This window comes from Paenarthrobacter sp. NPDC056912 (assembly GCF_042786555.1).
GTDB lineage: Bacteria > Actinomycetota > Actinomycetes > Actinomycetales > Micrococcaceae > Arthrobacter.
Map to the genome: position 1 here is coordinate 35,544 of NZ_JBHUCD010000023.1, position 22,282 is coordinate 57,825.

Sequence of the window (22,282 nt, forward strand, 5' to 3'; positions counted from 1 at the left end):
AATGATGGGAGGACACCACGCCGCGTCGGGAGCCGCGGCGTGGATAGCTATTGCCTCAACCGGTCCCTACGCGCTGGGCTGGTACCCGCTTGATTCCACCGGAATCCTGATCGGCGCCATGGCGACGGCGGGAACCGCCTTGGTCTGCGACTGGGACCACCGGCACAGCACCATTGCGAATTCCTTGCCGCCGGTGTCCAACGCCATTGCGGTGGGGATCGAGAAAGCCAGCGGCGGCCACCGGCAAGGAACACACTCTTTGCTGGGCGCCTCGGCGTTCGTGGTGCTCGCGGCGATGGCCGCGCAGTTCCAAATGGTGACCCCGGTGGGCAAACTGTCCGTGGGTGCAGGACTGTTATGCATGTTCATGATCAACCTTGCCGCCAAGGCCCTCAATCTTTTTCCAAAATCCGGCTGGATCACCAACTGGCTTTTCGCATTGGTCATGGCCGGTCTGGTGACGTGGTTCGCGCCGGATCAGTGGGGCTGGTTGCCGTTGTCGATGCTCACCGGCGTTGTGGTGCATATCGTCGGGGACATGATTACGGTAGGTGGCGTGCCGCTTTTGTGGCCGATTGTCATCAAACCACCAAAATTCCTGCGGAAATCTTTCATTAGTGGAGTTTGGCGGGCCAATGGCGCGTTCTCCATTCCACTCCTTGGAAGGGCAGGTTCACGTCGCGAATGGCTTGTCCTTATTCCTGTCAGCGGATATGCCATGGTGGGTATGGGTGTTGCCGCCTGGACGCTGGCACAACAGCACTGGCCCGGGGTTTTGGCGGCCCTGGGCGGCGTGGTGCAGTTGCCGTAAAGCCGTTGCGGGCCTACCATTTCTTCAACCACCGTGCGGGGCATGTAACGCGATTGGAATAACTCCACTACGCCAATACAAGTAGTGCCTCGCAGATAAAACTGCGTACACCTGAATGGAACCAGGAGTTTCCCCTGCACTTTTCGAGTAGTGACTACTCGTGCCCCGTGTACTCAACTCCGCATAGCTTGGACCTCGACGTCAATTTGTTTGACTAACGGAGGTTCAGATGGATCTGCTCCACCCGCACACTATCCATGCAGGCAGTAGGGGGAGTCATCAGGCACGGCGGCACACTGAGTCGCTGCGCCGCTCGCTGGTTGACTTGGAAGTGGTTATTCCGGCCTATAACGAGGCCTCCCGAATTCCCAATACCCTTGTCCAGACTGTTGAATTCCTCGCCGGCCAGCCCTGGTCTTCGCGCATTGTGGTGGTGGACAACGGCAGCGTCGATGAGACGGGGGCGGTAGTCCGCCGAATTTCCCGCGACCAAGGAAGTTCCGTTCCGATTTCAGTAGTGGGATGCTCCCTCCGCGGCAAAGGAGCGGCTGTCCGCCGTGGACTGTTGAGCGGTTCGTCCAAATACACCGGCTTCTTTGACGCAGACCTTGCCACACCGCTGGAGACGCTGACCGCGGCCATGTCCCACCTGGAGCAAGGCGCTTCTGCAGTCATCGCCTCTCGCCACGCACCTGGTTCCACGTTCGTCCAGCCACAACAATTGGGGCGGCGGGTGGGCGGCACAGCTTTCCGGGTGCTGACCAAATCCAAAGTCAAAGGCATCTGCGACACACAATGCGGGTTCAAGTTTTTCGAACGGGACGCCCTCACCGCGGCAATGGTGCAATGCCGCACCACAGGTTTTGCCTTTGATGTTGAACTTCTCTTGCGGCTTCAACACGGAGGTGCCCGCATCATTGAATTGCCCGTGGCATGGACCGATGGAGCAGCATCGACCTTCCGTCCATTCAAGGACGGAATTGCCAGTTTCGCCTCTGTCCTCCAACTTCAAAAGGCGATGCCATGACGGAATTTGCTGTTCCCGCGAACCTGTCCTACCAACTGACCGGAAAACGGATCCTGGTGCTGAATTGGCGGGACATCAAACATCCGCAGGCCGGCGGCGCCGAACAATACATGCACGAAATTTCCCGCAGGTGGGTAGAAAACGGCGCGGAAGTCACCTGGTTCACCGGGCGCGGAGAGCATCAGGCAGCGGAGGACGTGATTGATGGAATCCGGATCATGCGGTCCGGGGGTCCTTTGGCCCTTTACGGCCAGGCTGCCCTGAGGTTGTTGCGTACCCGCAGCTGGTTCGACGGCGTGATTGATTGCCAAAATGGAATTCCGTTTTTCGCCCCGCTGTTCCTGCCGCGGGAAATCCCGATAGTCCAATTGATCCACCACGTGCACCAGGAACAATTCCGCACCCGTTTCTCGGCACCTATGGCAGCTGTGGGCCGTTTTCTGGAAAACGCGGGCGCCAAGGCTGTTTACGGTCGCCGCGCCATTGCCGCGGTGTCACCGTCCACGCGGTTCGAACTCCGCAAGCTGGGTTTCGCAGGGGCTATCCACGTAGTGCCCAACGGCACCATAGAGGTGCCGCAGACAGTGGGGCCGCGGGATCCCGATCCGACCATCGCAGTGGTCAGCCGGCTGGTCCCGCACAAGAGGCTGGATCTGCTGCTGGGCCAGTTCGCTGTGGCCGCCCGCAGCATTCCCAAACTACGGTTGGAGATCGTTGGAGATGGTCCGGACCGGGCACGTTTGCAGCAGATCGCCATGGATCTGGGACTCGACGACATCGTGACTTTCCATGGTTACCAACCCAACGAGGTCCGCGACAGTTTGTTGAACCGCGCTTGGCTGACTGCCTCGACGTCCGCCTCGGAAGGTTGGGGTTGCTCGGTGATCGAAGCTGCGGCCTGGGGCGTTCCATGCCTGGCCATGCGCGTTCCGGGTATTCGGGATTCGGTGGTGGACGGCAGTACGGGCTGGTTGGTTGACACTCCCAAAGAGTTCGGGACCGCCTTGGTGGCGGCCATCAAGGCGTTGGCTGAGCACGACGTTGCCCGGAGTATTTCAGCACAATGCCAGGAGTGGGCCCGTTGCTTCACCTGGGACCGCAGTTCCGCCTTGCTTGCCGGGGTCCTCCTGGAGGAAGAAGCGCTCCTCCGCGACGGTGCGCAGTCCGGTACGTCCCGCTCCGACCTGTCCACCCTGGTGCACTTCGACTTGCCGGACGGCGCCGACCTGGCCGCCATCCTGCGCCCGACGGACGAGATCGCAGAGAGCCAAGGCCGGGTATCGGTGCTCATGAAGGGGCGGGACGAGTTCGAGGCCTTCGCTGTCATGAGGCGGTTCGGTGTGGTCACCGCCGAGTTGCGTGCCGCTGGCCGCAGCACCCTCTTGGCCGGACCCGGAAGTGCCTTTACGCCGGCCGAAGCAGTCGATGGCCTGTAGCCGCATTTCATTCGTGGGGGAATCCGAGGGGGGAACATGACCAACACTGTGCGCGAACTGGAGACAGCCGCAAACGTGGAGCTTGAAGGGCCGGAACCGGCCGGCACCGCCGCTGCCACCGCCACGGCCGGCGCCGGCACGGCCGCTGCCGACGCCGGAGCAACGGTAGCTGAAAACAGCGGCTTCCTGTCTGTAGCGGCGGGCCTGGTGGGCGTTGTCAGCTACGCCTGCACCCTGCTCATGGCCAACCTGCTGGGCACGGCGGACTATACGCAATTTGCTGCCGGAGCCATGCTCCTGGGAATTGTCGGGATTGTCGCCTCCGCGTTGGTACCCCTCCCGCTGTCCCACTTTGTTGCGGTGCACCCGGAAGGTTCCGAAGGTCGCCGGGACGGCATGGCGTTCTCGGTCTTTGTTTCATGCCTCGCAGGCATCGCGGCAGCTGTGGTGACAGGGGCTTTGACGCTGGCATTTTCGACGCCGGCCCTGGCCGCCGCCGTGGCGCTCGGCTCCCTGGCGATCTTCCTGGTGGCCGCGCCCTCCGGATGGTTGCAGGGCGAACTGCGATTCAAATGGTATGCCCTGACGACTATCGGAGAGGTTGCCATCAGGCTCGCGGTCAGCCTCGTGGTGGTGGCGTTCGCCTGGGGAGCCGTAGGAGCGATCCTTGGGTTTGCGCTGGGCGCGTTGGCCCTCCTGGTGGTGCCGGGCTCGTTTTATCGCGATCTGTCCTGGCGTCCAGGGGTCATCCGGCAAAGATGGCGTTGGGCCGAGACGGGCGATGTCGCCTCGGTCTTGTGCGTGGTGTCCGTGCTCGTGGGTGTCGATGTAGTGGTGGTGGCATTCTTGGATGGAGGGTCGGCCGCAGCCGCGGGCTTCCAGGCGCTGGCGACCATCGCCAAAGGCCCTATCTACGTGGCGGCCGGGACAGCGCTGGTAGCCTTCCCGTTGCTCCGCAGCCCTGGTGTCAACGTACGGCAGGTAGTGGCCGCCGCTTTCGCCTCGTTCGGGCAGCTTGCCGTGGTGGCCTTCGTGATCATCGCAACGGCGCCACCTGCGCTCGCGGGCCTGATCATCCCGGCGAAGTACCATGGCTCCCTTGAACTCTTGCCGTGGCTTGCCGCGGCCGGTTTGGGCTATGCAGGCCTGACGGTCCTGGCCACCATCCTCCTGGCTTTGCGGGCGTATCGCCGCTGCCAGGTGGGCCTGGCCTGTGCCTGCGTCCTGGTGGTGGGCGGTCTGTGGACTGGTTGGCAACTGAACGCCGTCAGCGGAATGGCGATAGGCTCAGCAATCGGCGCCGTGCTGGCCGCCGCCGCAGTGACGGGCATTTCGTGGCCGGTGCTGGCTACTGTTGGACCGGCCAAAGACGCTGGCCGGTCGATGGCTGGCGCTGCGGCGCTGCTGGCCCTTCTCGCAGTGGCCGCCCAACTGCAGCCCTTGGTGTGGTTGGCCTTGGCAATCCTCAGCGGTCTCGCGGTCCTCGCGCACCAGCGGGGCATGACGCCGGGCGTGGTTGCTTTCCTTAAAGGACGACGGCGGTCCGGCGGACCGTCGCAGGTGGCCGGACGCCGCTCCAAGCCATCGCTGCCTCTGACGGGTCGGCTGTCCGCAACAGCGGCCCGGCTGGTTTCGAGTACCGCAATGGCTTTCGCCGTGGTGGTGGGTGCGGCCTTCGGGGTTCGCGCGCTGGGCCTGGAGCGCGGCTTCGAGTTGTGGGTGGACGAGTTGCTGTACGTCCGCCTGGGCGAGTCAGTCAGCGCCGGGCAGTTCCCGACGCTGCCGGATGGTCCGTTCTTCCTGCACCCGCCAGGATTCTTCCTGCTTGAGGCCGGAACCATCAAACTCTTTGGTATCACCGGCGACATCGTCGATGTCGTCCTGCAACTCCGCTGGCTCAACGCAGCCCTGGGCGCCATCACCGTGGGCCTGGCCTTCTTGCTGGTCAGGAGACTTTCCAGTACGACGGCGGCCTGGCTCGCCGCCGTCGTGCTCGCCTTCGAACCCTTCGTCCTGCGCAACAACAGCCACGCGTTCCTCGAGACCGCCGCCATGGCGGCGGTCGTGGCGGGCTACCTTGTCCTGCTGGGCACCCGTGAGCCAGCGCGGAGGCTGCCGGCTGTCCTGCGATTGGTCGCGGCGGGGCTCCTGCTGGGGTACGCGGTGCTCTGCAAGGACTTCTTCGTCATCTGCACCGTTGGCCCTGTACTGGTGGCTGTGATCTGGAAGCGGACCCTCCCGTGGCGGAAGGCCGCCGTCGTGCTTTTCGCAACGGGCCTGCCGTACGCCGCGTACCTTGCAGTTGCGGCCACGCAGGCACATCTGCCCGACTGGGTGGAGGCGAAGGCAAGCGGGCTGCTCCGCGCGTCCGGACTCGAAAAGAGCACCGGGTTCACTGCCGAAGGGTCACCGAGCATCGTGGCACGGCTGATCGAGCAGAGCGGCCACTTCGGCACCAGCTACCTCCTGCTGACACTGTGTCCCGTGGCGGGCGCCCTGCTGTGTTTCAGCCGGCGGGCGGACCGGCGGCTGATAGGGCTGGCGGGCTTGGCGCTGGGCGCGGCCGGTGCGTTCAGCGCCGTCTTTGGGACCTTCGAAGAGCAGTACGGGTACGGCGTCATGATCGCCGGGGTACTGTGCTCGGTCCTGGTAGTGGTGGAGCTCAGCGAACGGTATCGAGCAGGCCGCACGGTCCTGGCAGTGGCAAGTCTGTGCTTCGTAGCCTTGACGGTGGTGCTCGGAGTCCGGACGGCCCTCACTGTGGACAACGGATTCGTCCAGGTGCGGGACTGGGTCAAGGTGAACCTCCCGGCGGACGCCCGCGTGAGTGTCACCAACAGCACAGGTGAATTCGCGTTCGCCGATGATCCGCGGTTCGGCGTGTGGCCATCGGCACCGCTGATGCAGGGCGCCGGAGCCGGCTACATCCTCACGCAATCGCATCCGAGCAGCCAGGGCTACGGTTACGCCAACCCTGAGATGCTCGCTTGGCTCAAAGAGCATGCCACGCCTGTCGTCAGCGCCACGGGCCCCACCAACGGTGAGACGACCCTCTGGTTTGTCACCCCCGCTGATCTCGACGCCGGAGCCACCAATGGAACGGGCATTCCCTCGAAGAACTATGAGACGGAACGGTAGGGCTGTGAGGATCTTGCATCTGGGTTTTGAGGATCCGCGCATGCCGGGAGCGGGCGGAGGCTCGGTCAGGACCCATGAAATCGACCGACGCCTGGTGGCCAACGGTTTTGAAGTGACGGTCCTGACCACACGGTATCCGGGCTGGCAGGAGAGGGTCCAGGACGGCGTCCACTACGTGCCGATCGGAATCGGTGCAGGCGGCAACCGGGTGATGCGTCTGGCCGGATACGTGGTCCGGTTGCCCCTGGAGGTGTGGAAGCGCCGCGCAACTGCGGACCTGGTGGTGGAGGACTTTTTCGCCCCGTTCTCCACCATGGCCGCGCCGCTCTGGACCAAAAAGCCAACCGTCGGCGTGGTGCAGTGGCTGCATGCCAAGGACAAAGCGCGGCAGTACAAGGTGCCGCTGCACTGGATCGAACGGCTGGGTGTCCGACGACACCGCAGGACCATAGCCGTTTCCCAAGGAATCGCGGACAGGCTCATCTCCATGAACCCGGCTGTCCACGTGGACGTGATCGGCAACGGAGTGGATCCGGCCGCCTGGAAACCCCAACCGAAGCCGGGACGGGACATCCTCTGCATCGGACGGTTGGAGTTCACCGGCAAAGGGTTGGACCTGCTGCTGGAAGCCTGGGCGAAATGTTCCGACCGGATCGAGGGCAAGCTGCTCATCGCGGGATCCGGCCCGGACGAAGCGAAACTGCGCGCCGCCATCAGTGCAGCAGGGCTTTCCGACTCCGTACGCCTCCTGGGGTGGCTGTCCGGCGATGCGAAGTTCCAGGCCTTGAGCGGTGCACGGCTGGCAGTTGTTCCCTCACGGCAGGAAACCTTCGGCTTGGTGGCCATCGAGGCCCTTGCTGTGGGCACGCCCGTGGTTGCCTTCGACATCCCGTGTTTGCGGGAGATCGTGCCATCCGGTGCAGGCTGGCTGGTTGACGCGTTCGACGTCGACGCCCTCGCCAATGAATTGGCGGACCGCTATGCCCAATCCGGTCTGGAGAAGGCAGGGGAGCAGGGCAGGGCCTTCGCCGCCGGCTTCAACTGGGACCGCCTGGCCGATATGCAGGCTGATGCGTACCACGCAGCACTGGCTGAGTTTGGGAAAGAACGCAGTGACACCAGGCCCGCCCCGCAGCTTCAATCGCGTCCCTAGAGAGGTTTTCCGTGCCGCTTCACTCCAGAATCGACCGCTCACTGGCCGGCGATGCGCCGTGGCTGTTCCTGTCCCCGCACCTCGACGACGCCGTGTTGTCCTGCGGGGCGTTGATCGAGGCCCAGGCCCAAGGGCGCGAGATCATCGTGGCAACCATCTTTACCGAGGCGGCTCCCGCGCCGCACACCCGTGCGGCTTCGTCGTTCCTGCGGCAGTGCTCGGCCCATGATGCTGGCCGATTGTTTGCCGCCCGCAAGGCGGAGGACCTGGCGGTGTTGCAGGACATGGGGGTCCAGCCCCTGCATCTTGGGGGAGTGGACGCACTGTTCCGCGGACGCCGGGTGCCCAAGCCTGGCAGCAGCGCTTGGGCCAGGCTTCTTCCCGAAATTACCCACCGCTATCCCACGTACAGGTTCGACATTGCCCTGGGAAGGATCGCCCGCGGGGACAGGGCGCTCATTCGGAAGCTTCAGCACGACGTAACCCGGCTCATGGCCCAGACCAAAGCCGGGTTGCTCTTTTGCCCCGTGGGAGTGGGAAGACACGTGGACCACCTCATCACCCGTGAGGCCGGCATGGGGAATTCCGGCAACGTTGTCCTCTACTCGGACTTCCCCTATGACCTGGTCTCGCAGCCGGATACCTCACGCCTGGCGCGGCAGGGATTCGTCCCTTGGACGTGGGAGCAGGGTTTGGCGTCCAAGGTGCCCAGGATCCGCCAGTACGCCACCCAGGCCGACGCCCTCTTCCCGGACGGAACGATTCCCCTGAAACCTGAAACCTATTTTGTGCCCGGTGGCAACTAACAGGATTCCCGGTTGTTGGACACGACGTTGCCCGGTGCATCGTCGAGCTTCAGGCCGCCTGATTGGCAGGTGATGTTGTCCGTCACTGTGATGTTCGTGAGATCGCCATGGAAATCCAGCCACGGTCCCGGGATATCGGTGAAGGAGTTGTTCTTCACTGCGACATCGCGGACAGGAGCGTTGCCGTCGTAGTACCCCGTTTTGACGCCGTCGGGGGATCCCCAGAACCTGTTGTTGTCCACGATGATGTTGTAGATCTCGTGTGTTCCGACCGCGAGCTGCATTCCGGAGCCGTGTGACCCGCCCCGGACCTTGTTGTTCCGGTAGGTCACGTCATGGACCGGTGCTCCGATGGTTTGGGCAACCAAGCCGTCGTCGCCGTCATCTCCCTGGCGCTGGTCAATGGTGTTCCCCTCCACCATCCCGCCGCTGGAGTCAGTGATGTGGATGCCGTCGAGTTGGTCATACTTGCCGCTGCTGGTCACCAAGGTGTCGTTGCCGCGGATACAGAAGTTGCTGCTGGCCACCACTGCTATGGAGTACGTGAAGGGATTCCGTGTCCGGACGCCCTCAACCAACGCGTTGGAGCTGTGCCGAACATCGATCAGGTATTCGGACAAGCGGCCTGATGCATTGCCGTCCAGTTCCTGACCGCTTTGGTCGGCGGTCAGTTGGGCTATGGTCACGTTCTGGGCCCCGTTGGTGGTGATCAATGGGTGGCCGCCGAACGGCCCTTTGGTATCCAGGAATCCGGGCCCTGCCTTCAGCACCGTAGAGGCGCCTGCTCCCTTCAAGGCAACGTTGCTCTTGAGGATCAAGGGGCGGCCAAGGGTGAAAGTGCCCGCCGGTAATTGCACGATCGCCCCGCCGCCCTTGGACGCGGAATCAATGAGCTGTTGCAGCGACGTGGAAGTGTCCTCCGGGTCCAGGTAGCCCGTGACGGTGAAGTTTTCCACGCTGGTGGCTTGGCTGCCTGGCGCGCTGCAATACGCTGCCCCCGGCGCCGGTTGGGCGCCAGGCCGGGCCGCCACCACGGCAATTCCCAATCCTGCGGCGGCCAAAGCAATGACCAGTACGGCAGCTTTTGGACCCGCAGATTTCATGGCAACAACCTATCGTTCCGCGGTTTCCGGGAGGTTAAACAGGAATGGTCCAGGCAATAGCCCGGACCATTCCTTGACATGTAGGGTTTAGCTTTCGCCGGCGGAGTCGGAACGGCCGAGAATGGTCTGCGGAATCCAGAACGCCAGGGCGAACAGACCCAGGCAGACAGCCATCGGCCACGGGTTTTCGAGGCTCAGGAATGACAAAGAGTAGATAGCGCCCAAGAAGAGCACGATCATGACCACGAACAGCGCAATGCTTGTGCCGAGGTTGTTTTCTTTTTCAATGGGGGCGCTGGTTGCGTTCTTGGACATTCATTCCTCCTCGGCCCCGCAGGGCTCAAAAATCCTTGGCGGTCGCGGAAGCCTCAGTAGGCGGATGAACCCTGTTCACCCTTGACAATGGCAATTCCGGAACTCGCTCCGATACGTGTTGCACCAGCAGTAATCATAGCCTGTGCATCGGCCAGGGAGCGCACTCCGCCGGAGGCCTTGACGCCCAGGTCCGGTCCCACAGTGCGCCGCATCAGGGCAACGTCTTCCACCGTGGCTCCGCCGCCGTTGAAACCGGTGGAGGTCTTGACGAAATCGGCTCCGGCCTCCACGGATGCCTGGCACGCGAGGACCTTCTGCTCATCGCTCAGCATGGAGGTCTCGATGATGACCTTCAGGATGGCTCCGCCGGCGTGGACCGCCTCCGCGACGGCTGTGATGTCCTCCACGAGTGCGCCCTTGTCATTGGCGCGGGCGGCCGCCATGTTGATGACCATGTCGATCTCGTCGGCGCCATCCAGCACGGCGCCGCGTGCCTCGAAAGCCTTGACGTCGCTGGGGGTGGCCCCCAAGGGGAACCCGATCACCGAGCATGTCAAGACACCCGAACCCTTGAGGGCCTTCGTGACAGTCTTGACCCAGATCGGGTTCACACAAACAGACTTGAACTTGTACTCGGCGGCCTCGGCGCAAACCTTGAGGACGTCAGCCTGGCTGGCCTCGGGCTTCAGCAGTGTGTGGTCGATGTACGCGGCGATGTTTGCAGGGGCGACGGCTTCGTTGCTCATGGGATCCTTCCGTGCAGGGCGTGGCCGGCCCGGTGGCCGCAGGGTTGTCACTGCCCGTCAAAGGACCATCTTGCCACAGCGCGGTAGGCCGTTCCGGTCTGCCGGGCCAACATCCTCGCTGGTTTTCCACATAGGCGGTTCCGGGCGGGATGATGGCGTCCGGGTGCTGGAAGAGTGTTCGTATGGACGGGATTCGGTGTGGGTTAACTGGCAGCAGCGTAGAAGAGCTCCGCGCTGCCGTGGCTTCGATCAGACCTGCCTTAAGTGATAAGGCCCTGATCGACCAGTTGCGGGGACTGGAGGAGCTGAAGTCGGCCATTGCGGGGTTGCAAGCGCGGGTCGCTGTCGCGTTTGACCGCTCCCGGCGGCGAGCTCAGGCGGCAACTGGTGTGCCCGTTTCTGAGCAAGGCCAGGACGTTGGAGCGCAGGTGGCGTTGGCGCGGCGGGAGTCTCCGAACCGTGGGGCCCGGCTTCTGCGGTTGGCGAAGGCGTTGGTGTCGGAGATGCCCCGCACCATGGCCGCCTTGGAGTCGGGCCAGCTCAATGAGTGGCGGGCGACCCTGCTCGTGAAAGAAACCGCCGGCCTGTCTGTCGAGGACCGGTCCGCCGTGGACGAGGAGCTCGCAGCCGATACCGGGACGTTCGAGGGGAAGGGTGACCGGGCCATCATCGCCGCCGCGAAGGCCGCAGCGTATCGCCGTGATCCCCGCTCGGTGGCCCAACGCGCCAGCCACGCCGCCGCCGAACGGACCGTGAACCTGCGCCCAGCACCGGACGCCATGACCTACCTGACAGCCCTGCTGCCCGCCGCCCAGGGGGTGGCCGCCTACGCCGCGCTGACCCGAACGGCGGATTCGGCCCGTTCCGTGGGGGATTCGCGGACCCGAGGCCAGGTCATGGCCGACACCCTCGTCGAACGACTCACCGGCAAGCGCGGCGGGATCAGCCGCGTGGAAGTCCAACTGGTCATGACCGACCGAACCCTTCTCCAAGGCGACAGCGAACCGGCCCGGCTCAAGGGTTACGGAATTGTTCCTTCGGAGTGGGCCAGAACTCTTGTTGGCACAGGGGATGAGTTCACCGTGTGGCTCCGTCGGCTCTATGCCGCACCCGGCACCGGCGAGCTCCTGACTATGGACTCTAAGGCCCGGATCTTCCCACCGCGGCTTAGACGTTTCATTGAAATCCGCGACGATACCTGCCGCACCCCTTACTGCGACGCGCCCATCCGGCACATCGACCACATCATCCCGTGGCGCTCGGGCGGCACCACTACGGCCGACAACGGCGCAGGACTCTGCGAAGCCTGCAACCACACCAAGGAAAACCCCGGCTGGACCGCCGAAATGCTGCCGGGGGACGGGCGTTCCTTGGAAGTCAGCACCCCCACCGGACACAAGCACCAGTCCAAAGCACCACGATTGCCGGGGCACGTGCGAGTCCGAAACGCCCCACGGAATATGGTTCAGGAAGTCACCACCGGAGGGGCACAGTCCCGACGCGATCGACGCCGGCTGCACAAGCGTGCCAAGGCGCTCAAATTCGCCCGTCGCGCTGGGACACTCGCAGCATGAGCGCGGCCGATGGTCACACCGGCTATGCAGCCAGTGCAGCCTGGGGTTCGCGGCCCATTGCTCCCAGCATCAAGCCCGAGGCGCACAGCAGCGCCGACGATTCGGCCGAGAGGAGCAGACCAAGTCGGAGGCCGTCACAGGAAGCGGCGTCGCCGATAGCCCAGATGCCCGGGACGGCGGTGGCGAGGTCGCGCCCCACTGCAATGCCGCCGTCGGGCGCTGTCAGGAGGCCGGCGCTCAGGGCGAGGTCGTTGCGGGCGGTGCGTTCCTCGGCGAGCACCACAAGATCGCCGTTCATGCTGCTGCCGTCTTCGAAGAGGATGCCCGTGGCAGGGAGGGTGGAACCGGCCAGGGACGGAATGACGGCGGCAGGGCGGAGGGTGGTGCGGACGGGGCGGACTCCGCGGGCCCGCAATACGGCCTCAGCCTGGCCTGCGGCCGGTCCGTTGCCCACCAGGATTCCCAGGGGCCGGCGGCCCACCAGCCTGGTGACGTCCTTGACGGCTTCACCGATGCCGGCGGCGTCGTCGATGGTGGAGTAGCTCAGACCGGATTCAGCGCCCGTTACCGGCGGGAGCGCGGGGGCCGAACCTGTGGCGATGACCAACTGGTCGTAGGAGAACTCCATCCCGTCCACAGTGGTGACGATCTTGGCGTCGGCGTCGATGAAACTGGCTGCTTGGCCGAAGCGGACTGAGACCTGCGGGAGCTCCGCGAGTTCAAGGAGGGCATCCGGGCATTCGTCGCGGTTGCTGAGCACGGTGATGGTGCCGCCAAAGGAGCGTTGCCGGGGATCCGGGGTGCCAGCCAGCCGCCGCACCAAAGCCTGGGCCGCAGGACCTGCGCCTGCGATGACGATGTGGAGGGACGCTACGGACGGGGTGGCGGACATGGGTGGCCCTTTCGCTGATGACCTGTTTGGTGCTGTTGATCATCAGCGTAGATGTCCGGTTTTTCGCGGGTGTTTCCCCGCTGTTGCCATCTTTCGTCGTTCCGTAGCCTGCTGTTTACCGGCCGGTAATAACGTAGATCACATTCGCGCAGATAGGCGGTGAGGTCGACGCCTGGTAGTTGGCTGGGGTGCCAGGAATTCAGTACCGGCGCAGCAGCTCGCGCAGCCCGTTCGCGGCGAATCCGGCTGCCGCAGCGGCGCGGTCCACGAAGCCGTGCGCGCCGACCGGTTCAACAGAGGCCAAAAGCCCGGCGGTGTCGGCCAGGCTCATGGTCAATTCGGCCCGGGATTCCCCGAAGCTCAGTTGCGCCAGCCGCGTGTCCGCCCACGCATCCGGACCTGGATCATTCCGCAAGGTCCGCGTTACCGCCATGTCCTGCCACCCGCCGTCGAGCCTTATCCGGGCACGGTAGCTGACCTGGTCGCCCACTGTCTCCACACGGCCGTCGGCCAGGAAGATGCGGCCGAACTGCGGGTGGTCGAGGAAGCCCGTGAGGTGCGGCGGTTCGTCTGTGCCCACGGAGGGCAGCACCACGGTGCCCTTGAAAGTGATGGGGGAGCCGTCCAATTCGCCTCGGAGAGTGTCGTTGAAGCGGACCCCCGGAGCGGGCTCGGTCATGGCGGTGCAGCCGGCGTCTTTGACGAGACCGGCCGGTGTCATGGCGTCGAGGTATGCGCGCGCATCCCGGTAACCCATGGCGATGAGCGTGTCCGCGTCGATCCTGCCCAAATAGAACTCGGGATCCAGGGGTAGCGGATGCTCTGGCCGCACCACATGCAGCACGAAGTCGCGCCCACCGGCTGCGGCGGCCTCGAAATCCGCAAGAAGGGCGCCCATGGCGCTCATTTCGATCATGTGGACGTACTGCTCCAAGGGGCCGTCTCCCCAGTACGGTGCGTTGCCGATGCACCAGATCAGCCACACTTCATCGGCGCCGCGTCGCAGGGCCTCGGCGACATTCGCGTCGCGCACCCACACCGCGTCGGTCCAGATCTGGCCGTCGCGCCGCAACGGTGTCAGGAAGATCGGCAGCGACATCCCGGCGGCCATGAGTTCGGCGTCGATGCCGGTGGCGTCGATCGCGTGACACCGTTTTTCGGTGAACTCCACCACGTTGAAGGAGCCTTCGACGGCGCCCGGTTGCGCCGCGCGACTGCGGATTGCGGAGTCGCTGATCCCCAGGGCCGGGAAGACCTCGTCCAGGATTCCGTCGGCATCCCCGATGGCCGGGAGCGACCATGGCCCTTTCACGTAGTGACGGAACGGCAGGGCGGAGCCGAAGTCCTTGACATCTACCCCGGACCATCGGGTGCACATCTCCTTGGCGGAGATTCCCGAGAGCAGCATCCCGGCGGTGAGGATTCCGCCCGAGGTGCCATCGACGTGGTGGAATTCCAGGCCCTCCTCTTCGAGCGCCTTCATGACGCCGGCCTGCCAGGCCACGCGCATCCCGCCTCCTGCGAGCACCAGGGACCGCTTCATGCCGTCCGGCCCCGGCCTTGAGGGCTGACGTTGCCCAGTTCCGGAGCAGCTGCGCTGATCCGCCGCCAATAGATGAACAAGAGGATCGCCGTCGCGAGGTCGAAGAAGGCGACCAGCAGTGCGATGGGGGAGAAGACGCCGTTGAGTACCCCGATGCCCACGGCGCCGAACGCCCCGGTCTTTTGGATGCCGGACCAGAGGACGACCTCTGGTGATGGGACGGCGTTGAGCAGGGTGTGGAGGAGCAGTCCGCCCACCACCACCATGAACATGCCGACCGTGCCGAAGAGCTGGCGGGTTTCGGGTGTGGACTCGGCCCCGATGAGTTGGAGCACGGCGCCGCCGAACGGGACTTGGACGGCGCCGGTGACCACGGTGATGACGGCGATCACGGCGAGGACTGCCCTGAGGGGATCGGCAGCTGCCCAAGCCACCGTTCCTGGAAGGTGCGGTTTCCGGGATCCCGTGTGCTGGCCGGCGCTCACGCGAACGACTCCAACAAATCGCCGCGGTCCACCAGCAGCCAGACTATGGCCGCCCACGTCAGTGTGGACACGTAGAAACGGATGTCGTTGAGCACCATCCACCGTTGCAGGAGCGTGCGGAGTTCGGCGTCGTCGGCAAAGTCGCCGCCGCGGATGCGGATGTTGATGGGGATGATGATGCCTTGCCCCACCCACGTGAGCACGATGATGCCCAGCAGGCAGATGATGGCGGGAATGACGCGGACGGTGCCCCATTCCGACCACACCAGGATGCCGCCGCTGATGAACATGACGGGCACCACGATGGTGAAGAACTTGGTGGCCGCCCGGGTGGGGATGCCGAAGTGCATGTCCACGTTCTCGCGTGCCAGGGAGCGCCACGTGGGGTAGAGGAATAGCTTGAGGACCCACATGGTGCCCACGTACATGGTGGCGCCGAACAGGAAGTACAAGGCGTTGATCAGCAGCAGCCAGTTCACCGGGCACCGCCGGGCGTTGCGTCCGGGGCCGCGGTGCCGGCGCCCGGGATCCGGCTGCGGTCAGGGGGTGCCAGCCACACTTGCCCTTGGCCCAGGCCAACGACGCTGTCCATCATCTCTCCGCCGCTGACGGCCGCGGCTCCGGCTTCCGTGGGCGCGGTCAGGAACCAGGCTTCGTAGTGGTCGTCCAGGACGCCGTGCGCTTGCGGCAGCCATGCCGTGAAGATTGGTTTGTCCTCCACCTTCAGCTTCTTCAAGGGTTCGACGCCGGGCGCGTCACCCAGGATGAGGCGCGCCTTTGCTTGGGCTCCGAGGGCGATGTCTCCGGCGGCTTCGAAGTAGATGTCCGATTTCCAGAGCATGTTGCGGAAGGCGCAGTAGTTGGACGCCGCGAGTTTCAGCGGCAGTCCGAGAGGTTCGGGCCGTTCGATTTCTATGTAGCAACCGAGCTGGCCGTCCTTGTCGTATTGGGCGGAAACGGTGGAGTCCGTCACCACGAAGTCCAGGTTCGCCTGGTGTTTGGGCATGCCCCAGATCCCCTTGCCGCCTTTGACGGAGACCTCCGTGCTGACGGGCAGGTCCACCACGAATTGCCCCAGCTTGAACGTCTTTTGGAAGATCAGCGGCAGGATGGGCGGGGCAGGCCGGCTGCCGTGCGTGATGGCGATGGCCAGCGAGTACTCGATGTACTTGCCGATGTCCGTGGATTTGTAGTTGACCACCGTGACTACCAGCAGGCCTTTGCCGCCCAGGCCGAACGGGCGCATTTCCCTGCCGGGGAGGGCCGCCGCCGCTGCCCGTTTGTTGATGGGGAAAGCGGCCATGAGGACGGGTGAGTCATCGGAATTGACGGGCATGACGTACTTGATGCCGTCGGCCAGGGCGTGTTGGCCGCGGAGACGCTCCTGCCGGCGGGGCACAGGCGAGGGGATGAGCTTCATCAATGGGGTGACCAGCTCGGTGAGGGTTTTCATGAGTTCAGCTCCTGGACGATGACGGGGAAGGTGTCCTGCCACGCGTGGTCGCCGAAGAAGACGTCCAAATGGCCGTAGCCGGGGATGAGGTGCAGCGAGTCCTTGCCGGGGCGGTGCTTTTGGAAGAACTCAAAGGTGCGTTGCTGGCTTTCGGGTAGGAAGCACAGATTGTCCACACCTGCGATGAAAGCGAAACGGGCCTCGGTTCGGGGTGCCTGGGCTACAAAATTGTCCGGCAGTTCGGGGTGGTCTCCGGCTGCCACCATGTGCCCTGCCTTGATGCTGCGGCCCATTTCCTCGAAGAACGTCACTGGCACCTCCGCGAACTCGCCACTGAGCCATTGATGAGTGGCGTCGTCGAGGTTTTCGTGGGACCAGAGGGCCGGGCGGCCGCTGCCGTACGTGAAGCTGACCATTTTGCAGACGGTGTTGTCGCATTCGTGATGGGTGGCCTTCACCAACCCCCGGATGGCCCGGGTGAAGTAGCCCTGTGACTTGTACCCCCACGACGGCGACAGGTACGGCGTGAACACTTTGACCACCGGCGTCAGGTAGTCGATCTTCAGGCGCGAGAACGCCGGGACCACCGGGTGCAGGGACACCGCGTTGGACACGATGGTGTCCACCTGCGGCAGCAGGCCCGCGACGGCGGACATGGTGAACGAGGTTGAGCCCTGGCAGTGGATCACGGCTTTCATGGTGTCCGCGCCGGTAGCGTCCAGGACATGCTCGACGGCGGCCGGATGGTCGTACACTGCAGCGTCGGCGAGCGTCCATGACAGCGGGTCCAAGTCGATGGACGCCCGCCAATTGAGCATCCACACGTCCCAGCCGTCTTCCAGGAGCACGTCCACAATCGTGGTCCTGACCGGTGGCCTGAACAGCTCCGCCCGTACTCCTGATCCGTGGACCAAAATCACTGGCCCCTTGGTGACTTCCGCAGGCGAGGTGACGTGGACCAGGCTCAGGGGTGTGTTGTCCCGGGCACGGAACGGAATGACCTCGGTCCGGTGCTCGGCACGGGTGATGATCATGGCGGGGTTCCCTTCCGTGCGATGGTGATGGGTTCTTCAAGCAGCCGCACCGCCGGTAGACCCGACGCCGGAACCAGCCGCGCGTCGTCGTTCATCGCCAACTGCCAGTCTCGGCAGACGGCGTCCACCATGAGCGGGTAGACGGTGAGGTTTCCGTCGGGGGTGAGATGGATGCGGAGGAAGCCTTTGTGGTCCTCGATGGATTGACCCGACATCTTCCAGGACGACACCTCGCCGCTGGGCGTCGCCAGGATGTACAGGGCGAAGGCCTCGCTGCCGAACGCCCACCCGCCCAGATGCACCAGCGCGAGGGCCAGGAGCAGGATCACGAAGTCCGGCCAGCCGCGGGGCCAAGGAACCAGGATCACGACGGCGGCACTCACCGCGAGCGCGGAGAGTTGGTAGAGCGCGCCTCGGGCAAAGACCACGATGCCTGCCTTGGCCAGTCCCAGTGCGCGTGCGAGGAGTGCCACGATGGCGAGCAGCAGCGGCATGGCAAGGACCAAAGCGGCCAGCAGCAGGGGAGTGTTCCCTTGGGTCAGGCTCCTGAGGCTGTCCACGAACGACTCTCCACGGAAAGCGCTGAAGACGGTCCAGAGCGTCAGGGCGGCGATGACGTGCACGATGCCCAGTGACACGCCGAAGCCCGGGTTCCGGACGGGCAGCCAGTAGGGGGAGAGGGGGTTCGCAAGGCGTGGCCCAAGTTGCCGGGAGTCGGCGGGGCCGGGGTAGATGGCGGGCATGCGGGTGAAGCGCCGGGCGGCGGGCTTTGGCGGGTCGCCCCGCACCCCGGCTGATTCCCCGGGGGTGGCCGAGGGCGCCGGGAGCACCAGGTCCTCGGGGAGCCAGTGAGCATCGGAGAGGTAGGCGCCGCCAAGTCCGCAGGTGATCATTTGGGTTCGGGCGGGATCCGGTGGGAGGTGTTCAGGTTCGCCGGGCGCCCGCTGTTCGTAGCGGGAGTAGTGGTGGAGGTCGCCGGTGAGCCAGAGCCGGACGCTGGCACCGGTGGCTTGGAAGAGTCCGGTTTCCGGGTCGAAGCGGCGGCGGAGGTAGTCCTGCTCGAAGAAGTTCACTTGGCGGAACTCGTTGGTTCCGGGTTCGGCCGCGTCTACCCAGAAGGGGGCGGCGACGCAGAGGATGATGGCGTCGCCGGGTTGCAGTTGGAGGGTGACGTTCCGGTAGAAGTAGTCCAGTTGGGGTTCGTCGATGTACTGGCCGAGCTGGCTGTCGAGGCCCAGGAGCCACCAGCCGGGTGTTCCGCGGCGGCCGCCTGCCGGTGATTCGCCCGTCAGCCGTACGGCGAAGTAGCTGCGGGTCTGGATGGTCCGCCAGCCGCCGATGTTCCGTTGCCGGGTGAACAGCCGGATGAACGAGGTGAGGCCGTCATACCAGTCGTGGTTCCCGGGGAGGGCGAGCATGACGGCGGGGGGAGCCGGGGCTTTGGGCAACGCCATCCGGTACGGCCCGACCATGCGGTTTTCGTACGCGGCGGGGGAGGCCACTGGATACACTTCGTCCCCGCCCAGGACCAGGACCTTGCCGCGCTGGAGTTCCTGGCCTTCTACTGTCAACGTGTCCTTGGCAAGGAGTGAGGCCACCGTGTACGTGGCGTCGAACCCGTCGCCCAGGTCTGCGGCGTAGTCGAGCCACAGTTCGGTGGTGGCCTGTCCGGCGGCCCGTTCTTCGGTGAGCTCAGCCGGGCCCGGAAGTCCGCGACTGCTGACCGGCGGCTGTGCCGGTTGGCCGGGCACAGGAAGTTTGTCCAAGCGCAGGGGGTCGGCGGGGAAGCCTCCCTCGAGTTCCCGTTTGTCGCCGAAGTCGGCAAAGACGGTGGCAGCCATGACTTTCAACGCCGTCCGCGCCAAGGACATGGGCGAGAGCCAACGGACCGCCGCCTGGGGAGTGAAGCCCAGGACGGCGTGGTGTTTCGCCAGTTCCCGGCTCTTCATCGTTTCGGCTTGAGTGGGAACGGGACCCGCCGGAGTGCGCGCCCGTAGACCTGCCACAGCTCGCCGGCGAACAGTTTCCCGAAGGTGGCCAGGCCCGTGATGGCTTGGGGGCCTTGTGCGCGGAACGTGGTCAGTTGTTTGGCGAAATCGAGGGGGCGGATGTAGAGGATTCCGGCACCCACCACGCCGTCCTGGTCGGGGTGGTCCTGGTTGTGTGCGGCTGTTTCCGGCGGTGGCACATGTCCGCGGAGGATCGTGGCGTACAGGACGGTGGTGTCCTGCCAGACGTCCAGGCCTGCGTCGTTGTGGATGAGTTTGTGGCCGGTGAACGTGAACGGCGTACCTCCGGGGTCGCGCAACCACAAGCGGTAGAGCATGCGCCTGGCTGGCCTGCCGTCGTCGGACGCATCGGCGACGAACAGGTTGAACCAGCCGCGTTCCACTGGCATCCTCCCGCCGAAATAATCCGCCAACACGTAGCCTTCAGCCTTGGCGGGGTGGGCAGGATCGGCTGCGAAGGCATCAATGTCCTCAGCCGTGATGGTCAGCTCGAACATGATCTTCCGGCTCCGGTCCCTGCCCAGGTTCCGCCCCTTCCCGGGATCGGTGACGCCGGGACTGAACCAGCCATGCATCTGCTCGGTGAACCGGACGGAGGTCGGCCCGCCTCCACTGGTGGAGGGCTTGCCCGGCAGTCCCAGGCCGCGGGTACCCGCTTCAATCACCTCGGTCACGGCGCTCGCGGGCTGTTCCGCCTGTGCCCCTTTGCCTTTGGTGGCGTCCGGCGCCAGGGCGCGGGGAGCCGATGCACCGACGTCGACGACGGCGCCCGCCGACTCCGGGGTGCCTGCGGCGTCCGTCGGGGTGAGGCCGCGGTGTCCTGCTTGGCCGGGTTGGTCAGGTTGGTCGGCTTTGCCGGTTTTGTCGGGTTGGCCGGCGGCGTCCAGGATGTGCGCGCACGTGCGCTCAGCGAAGGCGGAAATGGTCAGGGACGGGTTGGCGCCCACCGGGCCGGGCATCGCGGCACCGTCCACCACATACAGGCCCGGGTACCCGAACACCTCGCCGTACGAATCGCACACGGCTTCGGCCGGGTGCCTGCCCGACGGTGCGCCCCCAATCGGGTGGACTGTAATGACGCGCTTGGCCCACCAGAACGGGTTGTCGATGAAGTCGCCGTCCAGGTCCTTGGCGATTGAGGCCATGGTTTCGCGTACCCGGCCGAAATATTCGGTGGACGTGGCCATGGTCCAAGCGATCGCGAGCCTCCCGTCGCGGAGGGTCATGACGCCGTCGGGGATGTCCCTGCCCATTCCCAGGAGCGGCACCGAACTGGAGGACAACCGGCCGTCACCCAGGGCGGCGGCGAGGTCGGCCGATACATTGGAGCGGCCGGCGTCGAACAGTCTGTCCTTGAGCAGCTGCCCGGCCACCTTGGCGGTCCGCTTGGCGGCGGTGCGCAGCTGGGCGGTTTCGATGAGCCAGTTCATGAAGGCCGGGTACCCGGCGTCCTCCACGTAGTAGCCGCGACCATCGCCGTCGTCGTCATTGGAATCGGGGACCCTGATCGCGGTGGTGATGACGGGCCCGCGGCTGCCGGTGAGGGTCCGGACGCCGGGCCGCGAACCGTTGGTGGCGGGAGTCTTCGCATCCATGATGAACGTCAGGAGGTCGCCGTTGCCGCTGAAGCGCGTCCCCAGTGCGTCGCTGAGGGCCGGCAGCGAGCCGCGGTTGCGGAGGAGGAGGAAGTTGGTGCCGAACGTGCCCGCTCCCAGGATGAGCCGGCGGCAATGGATGATCCGTTCCGTGAGGAGACCCCCGTGGTGTTCGGGATCGTGCACCACGTACCGGACCTCGTAGCCTCCGCCGTTGGTGACCGGATTCAAGGGCCGGATACCGCGGACGTCATGGAGGGGGCGGATGTCTGCGCCTTTGGCGGCGGCCGCGGAGATGTAGTTGTGGTCCAGGGTGTTCTTTGCGCCGGCGTTGCAGCCGATGTCGCATTCGCCGCTCAGCGTGCACGTCGTGCGGAACGTGTCCGGGCCGTGGACGCTGCCGTAACCGGGCAGGGGCAGGGCTTGGTTGGTTCGCGGTTCCTTGCCCGGTCCGGCGGCGAACGTGATGGCGATGGGCGGCCTGCTGATGGCTAGGCCAAGGTTGGCGGCGGTCTTCTCCATGGCCGTGGTCTTGGCCGTGTCCCGGTACGGGTAGGGGACCGGCTGGAGCATCGCTTCCGCGGCGTCGTAGTAGGGATCGAGGTCCGCCCTGGTAAAGGGCCAGTTCTCATAACCACCCCCCGGAACGGGCGACTCCTTGACGAACCATTTTTCGTCTTTGCGCAGCAGGACGTTGGCGTAGATCAGGGAACCGCCACCGAGGCCGCTGGAGACCAGTCCTTCGGTGCCGCGGAAGGTCCACGCATCAAACAACCCGTACAACCCGCGGTCCGGGTCCCAGAAGTTCCGGCCCATTTCCGCCGGCGAGCGCGCGAAGCTGCCGGGCGGGTAGGGCTTGCCGCGTTCCATGAGAACTACGGATTGGCCGGCCTCGGCCAGCCGGAGGGCGGCCACTGAACCGCCGAAACCAGAACCCACCACCACGGCGTCAACTTTTTCGATGCCGCCTGCCCGGTGGCGCGGGGGATCGGAGGCGGGTTCAAAACCCGCATCCCCACTGTTCCCGGACCCCAGACGACCCATGGCCGTTCCTCTCAGAGGAGAGCTTGACAAGACAGCTGTAAAGGCGGGTACCGGGCGTGGCCGGACGATGCCTCCGCGGACTATGGGCCTTATGTTCCCACCGGGCAGGGGATCTGTA

At 65.0% G+C, this 22,282-nt stretch carries 18 protein-coding genes; 7 read left to right on the plus strand and 11 right to left on the minus strand.

Translation table 11 applies throughout. From position 1 onward, the window contains the following. The first annotated feature begins 1 nt into the window (after window position 1). The 6 genes from ACFRJ9_RS20535 (at window position 2) to ACFRJ9_RS20560 (ending at window position 8,371) form a co-directional block, all read left to right on the plus strand. Window positions 2-811, plus strand: coding sequence for a metal-dependent hydrolase (locus tag ACFRJ9_RS20535; protein ID WP_377671845.1), 810 nt, complete (start codon window positions 2-4; stop codon window positions 809-811). Between the two features lie 229 nt (window positions 812-1,040). After that, the gene (locus ACFRJ9_RS20540; protein WP_377671848.1) at window positions 1,041-1,838 is read left to right on the plus strand and encodes a glycosyltransferase; all 798 of its coding nucleotides are present in this window, start codon (window positions 1,041-1,043) and stop codon (window positions 1,836-1,838) included. Continuing rightward, on the plus strand, window positions 1,835-3,274 hold the full coding sequence (locus ACFRJ9_RS20545) for a glycosyltransferase family 4 protein (RefSeq protein ID WP_377671850.1): 1,440 nt from the start codon (window positions 1,835-1,837) through the stop codon (window positions 3,272-3,274). Before ACFRJ9_RS20540 ends, ACFRJ9_RS20545 begins: the two co-directional genes overlap by 4 nt. 36 nt (window positions 3,275-3,310) lie before the next feature. Continuing rightward, window positions 3,311-6,412: a glycosyltransferase family 39 protein gene (locus tag ACFRJ9_RS20550; protein ID WP_377671852.1), complete on the plus strand. Its 3,102-nt coding sequence runs from the start codon at window positions 3,311-3,313 to the stop codon at window positions 6,410-6,412. A 4-nt stretch (window positions 6,413-6,416) separates the two neighbouring features. Beyond that, entirely contained in the window at window positions 6,417-7,565 is a 1,149-nt protein-coding gene (locus ACFRJ9_RS20555) for a glycosyltransferase family 4 protein (RefSeq protein WP_377671854.1), read from the plus strand. Between the two features lie 11 nt (window positions 7,566-7,576). Next, window positions 7,577-8,371 (plus strand): PIG-L deacetylase family protein, encoded by a 795-nt coding sequence (locus ACFRJ9_RS20560; RefSeq protein ID WP_377671857.1) that lies wholly within the window; start codon window positions 7,577-7,579, stop codon window positions 8,369-8,371. On the opposite strand, the gene ACFRJ9_RS20565 is transcribed toward ACFRJ9_RS20560, so the two are convergent. From ACFRJ9_RS20565 to deoC, 3 genes are all read right to left on the minus strand, one after another. Then, window positions 8,368-9,474 (minus strand): right-handed parallel beta-helix repeat-containing protein, encoded by a 1,107-nt coding sequence (locus tag ACFRJ9_RS20565; protein WP_377671860.1) that lies wholly within the window; start codon window positions 9,472-9,474, stop codon window positions 8,368-8,370. The two genes, ACFRJ9_RS20560 and ACFRJ9_RS20565, sit on opposite strands and share 4 nt — an antisense overlap. Before the next feature lie 87 nt (window positions 9,475-9,561). Beyond that, window positions 9,562-9,789, minus strand: coding sequence for a hypothetical protein (locus tag ACFRJ9_RS20570; protein ID WP_377671863.1), 228 nt, complete (start codon window positions 9,787-9,789; stop codon window positions 9,562-9,564). A 53-nt stretch (window positions 9,790-9,842) separates the two neighbouring features. Further along, the gene (gene deoC, locus ACFRJ9_RS20575) at window positions 9,843-10,535 is read right to left on the minus strand and encodes a deoxyribose-phosphate aldolase (protein ID WP_377671866.1); all 693 of its coding nucleotides are present in this window, start codon (window positions 10,533-10,535) and stop codon (window positions 9,843-9,845) included. Between the two features lie 182 nt (window positions 10,536-10,717). Between deoC and ACFRJ9_RS20580 the strand changes: the two genes are divergently transcribed. After that, window positions 10,718-12,109, plus strand: coding sequence for an HNH endonuclease (locus tag ACFRJ9_RS20580; protein ID WP_377671868.1), 1,392 nt, complete (start codon window positions 10,718-10,720; stop codon window positions 12,107-12,109). Window positions 12,110-12,131: 22 nt separating this feature from the next. Here the strand turns inward: ACFRJ9_RS20580 and ACFRJ9_RS20585 are convergent, their stop codons facing one another. From ACFRJ9_RS20585 to ACFRJ9_RS20620, 8 genes are all read right to left on the minus strand, one after another. Further along, the gene (locus tag ACFRJ9_RS20585; RefSeq protein WP_377671871.1) at window positions 12,132-13,001 is read right to left on the minus strand and encodes an FAD-dependent oxidoreductase; all 870 of its coding nucleotides are present in this window, start codon (window positions 12,999-13,001) and stop codon (window positions 12,132-12,134) included. A 199-nt stretch (window positions 13,002-13,200) separates the two neighbouring features. Further along, on the minus strand, window positions 13,201-14,544 hold the full coding sequence (locus ACFRJ9_RS20590; RefSeq protein WP_377671874.1) for a patatin-like phospholipase family protein: 1,344 nt from the start codon (window positions 14,542-14,544) through the stop codon (window positions 13,201-13,203). Next, complete coding sequence (locus ACFRJ9_RS20595) at window positions 14,541-15,029, minus strand: hypothetical protein (RefSeq protein ID WP_377671876.1); 489 nt, start codon at window positions 15,027-15,029, stop codon at window positions 14,541-14,543. The genes ACFRJ9_RS20590 and ACFRJ9_RS20595 overlap by 4 nt, the downstream gene beginning before the upstream one ends. Then, window positions 15,026-15,508, minus strand: a complete 483-nt coding sequence (locus tag ACFRJ9_RS20600; protein WP_377671878.1) for a hypothetical protein — start codon at window positions 15,506-15,508, stop codon at window positions 15,026-15,028. Before ACFRJ9_RS20600 ends, ACFRJ9_RS20595 begins: the two co-directional genes overlap by 4 nt. Then, window positions 15,505-16,482, minus strand: coding sequence for an acetoacetate decarboxylase family protein (locus ACFRJ9_RS20605; protein ID WP_377671880.1), 978 nt, complete (start codon window positions 16,480-16,482; stop codon window positions 15,505-15,507). The genes ACFRJ9_RS20600 and ACFRJ9_RS20605 overlap by 4 nt, the downstream gene beginning before the upstream one ends. Beyond that, complete coding sequence (locus tag ACFRJ9_RS20610; protein WP_377671882.1) at window positions 16,479-17,516, minus strand: alpha/beta fold hydrolase; 1,038 nt, start codon at window positions 17,514-17,516, stop codon at window positions 16,479-16,481. The genes ACFRJ9_RS20605 and ACFRJ9_RS20610 overlap by 4 nt, the downstream gene beginning before the upstream one ends. Next, window positions 17,513-19,465, minus strand: a complete 1,953-nt coding sequence (locus ACFRJ9_RS20615) for a hypothetical protein (protein WP_377671884.1) — start codon at window positions 19,463-19,465, stop codon at window positions 17,513-17,515. The genes ACFRJ9_RS20610 and ACFRJ9_RS20615 overlap by 4 nt, the downstream gene beginning before the upstream one ends. Continuing rightward, on the minus strand, window positions 19,462-22,164 hold the full coding sequence (locus ACFRJ9_RS20620) for a GMC oxidoreductase (protein WP_377671886.1): 2,703 nt from the start codon (window positions 22,162-22,164) through the stop codon (window positions 19,462-19,464). Before ACFRJ9_RS20620 ends, ACFRJ9_RS20615 begins: the two co-directional genes overlap by 4 nt. Window positions 22,165-22,282 lie beyond the last annotated feature (118 nt).